The organism is Hyphomicrobium sp., assembly GCF_035572195.1.
Classification (GTDB): Bacteria; Pseudomonadota; Alphaproteobacteria; order Rhizobiales; family Hyphomicrobiaceae; genus Hyphomicrobium_B.
Genome location: NZ_DATNBA010000046.1, coordinates 1 through 5,987 on the forward strand (window position 1 = coordinate 1; position 5,987 = coordinate 5,987).

Sequence of the window (5,987 nt, forward strand, 5' to 3'; positions counted from 1 at the left end):
GGAATCAAGGTTCCTAGCCGACGGCGCCGAACGCCCGGCGGCGTTCTTGGTCTTCGCGTTCCGCCGAGCGCTTCGAGAAATACGCGGCGATCAATACGCCGAGCGTGACAATGCCGATCAGGATCGTCGAGATGGCGTTGATCTCCGGGGTCACGCCAAGGCGCACCTGGCTGTAAATCTTCATCGGCAGCGTCGTAGCGCCGGGGCCGGTCGTGAAGCTCGCTATCACGAGGTCGTCGAGAGAGAGCGTAAATGACAGAAGCCACGCCGAAATGACCGACGGCGCGATGATCGGCAGCGTCACCTGGAAGAACGTATTGACGGGCGTCGCGCCCAGATCCATGGCGGCCTCTTCGACGGATTTATCGAAATCGGCGAGGCGCGCTTGCACGACGACGGCGGCGAAGCACATCGTGAAAGTGATATGCGCAATGGTGATCGTCCAGAAGCCTCGGTCAAGATCGAGCGCGACGAACAGCAGAAGCAGGGACAATCCGGTGATAACTTCGGGCATCACGAGCGGCGCAAAGATCATGCCCGAAAACAGCGTGCGCCCAGGGAAGCGGCCGAGCCGCACCAGCGTGATCGCGGCGAGCGTGCCGAGGGCGGTTGCGACCGTTGCCGACAGAAAAGCGACGCGGATCGTAACCCACGCGGCATCTTTCAGGCTCTGATTTTCAAGCAGGGATCCGTACCATTTCGTCGACCAGCCGCCCCACACCGTAACCAGCTTGGACTCGTTGAAGCTGTAGATCACGAGCAGCAGGATTGGGATGTAGAGAAACGCAAAGCCGAGCGTGATTGCCGTGGCGTTGAACCAGGAGAAGCGGGATCTCATCGTCCGGCCTCCCGTTCCATTTGTTGCTGGCGTTGGAACAGGACGATTGGAATGACGAGCACGAGCAGCAGCACGACGGCAACCGCCGAGGCGAGTGGCCAGTCGCGGTTATTGAAGAACTCGCTCCACAAAGTCTTACCGATCATCAGCGTTTGCGAGCCGCCCAACAGGTCGGGAATGACGAACTCGCCGACGGCCGGAATGAAAACGAGCAGGCAGCCGGCATAGACGCCCGGCAGCGATAATGGAAACGTCACCTGCCAGAACGCCTTCCAGGGCCTGGAGCCTAAATCTTCGGCAGCTTCGAGGAGCGCCGGGCTGATCTTTTCAAGGCTCGCATAGAGAGGCAGGATCATGAACGGCAAGTATGAATAGACGATGCCGATGTAGACGGCCGTGGTCGTGTTCAGGATGCTCAAAGGCTCGTTGATGATGCCCCAATTCATCAGGAACAGATTGAGCAGCCCTTCTTTTTTCAGGATGCCGATCCAAGCGTAGATCCGGATCAGGAAGGACGTCCAGAACGGCAGGATGACCAGCATCATCAGTGTCGGCTGCCATGATTTCGGAGCGCGCGCCATGCCGTATGCGATCGGGTAGGCGATGAGCAACGTCAGGAACGTCGAGACGGCGGCGATCTGCAAACTCGACCAGTACGCATTGATATAAAGCGGATCGCTGAAGATGAAGGTGTAGTTGTCGAAATCGAGCTTCGAAAAGAACTCGGAAATACCCTGCCAACTGAATGTCGGCGTGTAGGGGGGAATGGAGATCGCGGTATCAGAGAGAGAGAGCTTGAAAACGATGAAGAATGGGACGAGGAAAAACAGAAGCAGCCAGAGATAGGGCGCCGCAATCACGTACCAGCGCCTGGGACCGGAGTTGATCGTGCTGCTCATCAGCTGCCCCTAGCGTGTCAGAACCACGCCTGCGTCTACCGGCCAATCGAGCCAGACTTGATCTTCCCAGCTGATGGGGCGTTCGACGGTGTGCGCAGAATTCGCTCTTAGCGCGGTGATGCGTTCTCCGGGTGCGGTGCGGACGTGGTAGTGCGAAATCGATCCGAGATAGCCGACGTCTTCGACCTTGCCGGGAATGGCGTTGATGGCGCTCGAAGGCTGATCGTGACCGATGCGTATTTTTTCCGGCCTTAGCGCCAGCCATACCTGCTGTCCAACCGTCACGGGTTCGGAGCTGCGGGTCTTAAAGCGATAGCCGTCCTTCGCGTCAATTTCTATGCAGCCGTCGCAAACGGCAGAGACCGTGCCTTCAAAGGCATTCACGTCGCCGATAAAGCCCGCGATGTAGCGTGTTTTCGGATTTTCGTAGATATCGCCGGGCGTCGCTACCTGTACGAGGTCGCCCTTATCCATGACGGCGATACGGCTTGCGACGGTCATCGCCTCTTCCTGGTCATGTGTGACGATGATGAATGTCGTGCCGGTCGTTTCCTGAATGCGCATAAGCTCGAACTGCGCCTGCTGACGGAGCTTCTTGTCGAGCGCGCCGAGCGGTTCGTCGAGCAGAACGATGTGCGGCTTCTTGGCGATGGCGCGCGCAAGCGCGACGCGCTGCTGCTGGCCGCCGGAGAGCTGATGCGGTTTGCGTTTGGCGAACGGGCGAAGCTCGAGCATCGTCATCGCTTCCTCGACGCGCTCGGCCATCCTGGCCTTTTCCATGCCCTCCTGGCGCAGCCCAAAGCCGATGTTACCTTCGACCGTCATATGCGGAAAAAGCGCGTAGGACTGGAACATCATGTTGAGCGGCCGCTCGCACGGCGGCAGTTCCGTGATGTCATTGCCGGCGACGATGAGGCGGCCCTCCGTCGGACGCTCAAATCCCGCAAGCATCCGCAGTAGCGTGCTCTTTCCGCAACCAGAGGGTCCGAGCAACGCGAAAAACTCTCGCTCGTAAATGTCGAGTGTCACGTTCTTCACCGCGACGAAGTCGTCGAACTTCTTCGTTACGTTTTCGAAGCGCACGATCGGCGACTTTGCCGGGTCTTTCCAGGGCGCGAAGCCCGACTGCGGTGCGGCGGTTCGCGGGCCGGCTTTCGTCCCACTCGGCGAAGCGGCGGGCTTTGCGTCGCTGGCAGTGGCAACCGACATGATCAACCTCTCGTAGTCGCAACTGCGGCACTCACCCAGCTCGCCTCAGCCGAGACACTGAAGGCCCGATCCTCGACCGGGCCTTCGATGATGTGCAGACTATTCGCCCGTCACAACCTTCGTCCAAGTTCTCGTGACGACCCGTTGCGTCTTCGGGTCATAAGACGTTTTGACGAACAGCCGTTTCATCGTTTCCGGGTCCGGATAGACGGATGGGTCCGACTTCACGGCATCGTCGAGGAATTTTTGTGATGCGAGATTGCCGTTGGCGTAGGCAACATAGTTGGAGGCCTTGGCTATGACCTCCGGCCTCATCATGTAATTGAGGAATGCGTGCGCTTCCTCCGAATGCTTGGAGTCAGCGGGAATGGCCATTTCGTCAAACCACATTTGCGCGCCCTGCTTCGGCAGCGAATACTTGATTTTCTGGCCGTTCTTTGCCTCTTCGGCGCGATTGCGTGCCTGCAGGATGTCGCCGGAGTAGCCGACAGCAATACAGATGTCGCCGTTGGCGAGAGCATTAATGTATTCGGAGGAATGGAATTTCTGAATGCTCGACCGGACTTTTTCCAGAAGCTCGCCGGCCTTCTTGATGTCTTCCGGATTCGAGCTGTTCGGATCGAGGCCGAGGTAATTGAGCGCCGCCGGCAGAATGTCGTCCGGCGCATCAAGCACCATGACGCCGCAGTCTTTGAACTTCGCGAGGATTTCAGGCTTGAAGATCAGATCCCAGGAGTCAACCGGCGCGTCCGCCATCCGCTGTTTGACCTTCTCCTCGTTGTAACCGATGCCGGTCGTTCCCCACATATAATTGATCGCGTATTGATTGTCGGGGTCGTAGACGGCCAGCTGCTTCATGATTTCGGGCCACATATTCGAAAGGTTCGGCAGCTTTGATTTGTCGAGCTTCTGGAAAACGCCGGCCGCGATCTGACGAGACAGGAACGGGCCCGTCGGAACGACGACGTCATAACCGCTGCCGCCCGCGAGGAGCTTCGTTTCCAGGACCTCGTTGCTGTCGAAGACATCGTAGACGACCTTGATGCCGGTCTCTTTCGTGAAGTCCTCGAGAATTTTCGGATCGATATAGTCGGACCAGTTATAGACTCTCACGATCTTGTCTTCGGCAAACGTTGCCTGACCGAACGCGGTCGCAACCGCAAAACAGACCGCGGCGCATAATGCCGTTTTTCCAAGACTTACCATCCGAACTTCCTCCCACGGACCACGTTTAAGCCGGCAGCTAACCCTGCCAACGCACGGGCCTCCTAGCGTCCCACGGCGATCACAACATTGACCATTCTGCGCACAACGGCCGTGAAGTACAACGGGTCGCAGGATAAATGATGCGCGGGCGGCGCGGGCTGAGGACCCTGCCCCGATTTACGCATCTTGAGGTCGTTCAGCATTTATGATGACAATAACCTTGTCGCGGTGCCAGCTTTGGCTAACCTCGCCGACTGTCTTAATCTCGATACCCCTGGGTCCGAGGATCGTTGCCGCCGTGACTTTGCGACCGGCGGCCTTGGTGCGGCGGCGTGGTAGAGACAGTTATCGCGGTACGCCGATCGTCGGACCAGCCGCCAGCAAATGAACGTCAAGGTGCCCAAATGATCGGTCAAGTTGGAGCAACGCCCAACGACGACGGCGAGTACGGTGTCGGGTCAACCCCCGAAGCACTTCGCGACTGGCTGCGGCAGCACAGGATCGAGGAAGTCGACTGCGCCGTGCCGGATATCGCGGGCGTGGCTCGCGGCAAGACGATGCCTGCCGAAAAATTCGTCAAGCTCGAAGCCATCCATCTGCCGATCTCGATCTTCCATCAGACGATTACCGGCGACTACGTCGGGTTCGAGGAAGATGATCAGCTGCTTTATGCCGAGAGCGACTTGATGATGGTGCCGGATCTCGCGACGATCCGGCCAGCGCCCTGGGCGTCGAGCCCGACCGCCCAAGTGATCCACGATGCGCAAGGACAAAAGGGCGAGCCCATCGAGATCGCGCCGCGCAACGTCTTGAAACACATCGTCGGGCTTTACGCCAAAGAGGGCTGGCTCCCGGTCGTCGCCCCGGAGCTCGAATTTTATCTGACCAAAACCAACCCCGATCCCGATTATCCCCTCGAGCCCCCGATGGGACGCTCTGGGCGTCCCGGTGCTGGCCGGCAGGCCTACAGCCTTGGCGCCGTCGATGAATATGACAAGATCGTCGACGACATCTACGAATTTGCGGAACGCCAGTATTTGAAGATCGACACGATCATTCAGGAGGGCGGCGCGGCGCAGCTCGAAATCAATCTGCTGCACGGCAATGCCGTCGACCTTGCGGATCAAATCTTTCTTTTCAAGCGGACGATCCGGGAAGCCGCCTTCACGCACAATTGCTACGCAACATTCATGGCAAAGCCGCTTGCGAACCAACCAGGCAGCGCTATGCACATCCATCAGAGCGTCGTCGATATCAAGACGGGCAAGAACATATTCACAATGGGCAACGGCGAACCGAGCAAGCTTTTCTTCAGCTTCCTCGCCGGGCAACAGGCCTATTTGTCTGCCGCGATGTGTCTCCTCGCGCCGTACGTGAATTCGTACCGCCGGCTTGTGCCGAATGGCGCGGCGCCGATCAACGTCGAGTGGGGTTACGACAACCGCTCGGCAGGACTCCGCGTGCCGATTTCACCCGACTCAGCGCGGCGCGTGGAAACGCGCCTCGCAGGCGCCGATGCCAATCCCTATCTGGCACTCGCCGCAAGCCTGGCGTGCGGCTACCTCGGCATGAAGAACAATCTCGCGCATCGCCCTGCCGTCGTCGGCAACGCCTATCGAAACGCGCATCAGTTGCCGCGTGGATTGCTTGAAGCGTTGACCGAGTTCGAAGAAAGCACGCCGCTGCACGATGTTCTCGGCAAGCGCTTCTGCCACGTCTATCTGGCGTTGAAACGCAGCGAATTCGAGGAATTCATGCGAGTCATCAGTCCTTGGGAACGCGAACACCTGCTGCTCAGCGTGTAATCAGCCGGGCCCATTCGTGAGCGCGTTACG

5 protein-coding genes are annotated in these 5,987 nt (G+C 58.7%); 1 reads left to right on the plus strand and 4 read right to left on the minus strand.

The genetic code is table 11. The features are described from left to right. Nucleotides 1-13: 13 nt before the first annotated feature. From VN623_RS04595 to VN623_RS04610, 4 genes are all read right to left on the minus strand, one after another. A complete protein-coding gene (locus tag VN623_RS04595; protein ID WP_325568593.1) occupies nucleotides 14-838 on the minus strand; it encodes an ABC transporter permease in 825 nt (274 codons plus the stop codon). After that, entirely contained in the window at nucleotides 835-1,737 is a 903-nt protein-coding gene (locus tag VN623_RS04600; protein ID WP_325568595.1) for an ABC transporter permease, read from the minus strand. The genes VN623_RS04595 and VN623_RS04600 overlap by 4 nt, the downstream gene beginning before the upstream one ends. Before the next feature lie 9 nt (nucleotides 1,738-1,746). After that, nucleotides 1,747-2,946 (minus strand): ABC transporter ATP-binding protein, encoded by a 1,200-nt coding sequence (locus tag VN623_RS04605; RefSeq protein ID WP_325568597.1) that lies wholly within the window; start codon nucleotides 2,944-2,946, stop codon nucleotides 1,747-1,749. A gap of 99 nt (nucleotides 2,947-3,045) precedes the next feature. Next, entirely contained in the window at nucleotides 3,046-4,152 is a 1,107-nt protein-coding gene (locus VN623_RS04610; protein WP_325568599.1) for a polyamine ABC transporter substrate-binding protein, read from the minus strand. Nucleotides 4,153-4,556: 404 nt separating this feature from the next. Between VN623_RS04610 and VN623_RS04615 the strand changes: the two genes are divergently transcribed. After that, nucleotides 4,557-5,957 (plus strand): glutamine synthetase family protein, encoded by a 1,401-nt coding sequence (locus tag VN623_RS04615; protein WP_325568601.1) that lies wholly within the window; start codon nucleotides 4,557-4,559, stop codon nucleotides 5,955-5,957. The last annotated feature ends 30 nt before the right edge of the window (nucleotides 5,958-5,987 follow it).

Bases quoted from the DNA above. Each gene is read 5' to 3' on its own strand.
- VN623_RS04595 (WP_325568593.1), bottom strand. From the start codon at position 838: ATGAGATCCCGCTTCTCCTGGTTCAACGCCACGGCAATCACGCTCGGC.
- VN623_RS04600 (WP_325568595.1), bottom strand. From the start codon at position 1,737: ATGAGCAGCACGATCAACTCCGGTCCCAGGCGCTGGTACGTGATTGCG.
- VN623_RS04605 (WP_325568597.1), bottom strand. From the start codon at position 2,946: ATGTCGGTTGCCACTGCCAGCGACGCAAAGCCCGCCGCTTCGCCGAGT.
- VN623_RS04610 (WP_325568599.1), bottom strand. From the start codon at position 4,152: ATGGTAAGTCTTGGAAAAACGGCATTATGCGCCGCGGTCTGTTTTGCG.
- VN623_RS04615 (WP_325568601.1), top strand. From the start codon at position 4,557: ATGATCGGTCAAGTTGGAGCAACGCCCAACGACGACGGCGAGTACGGT.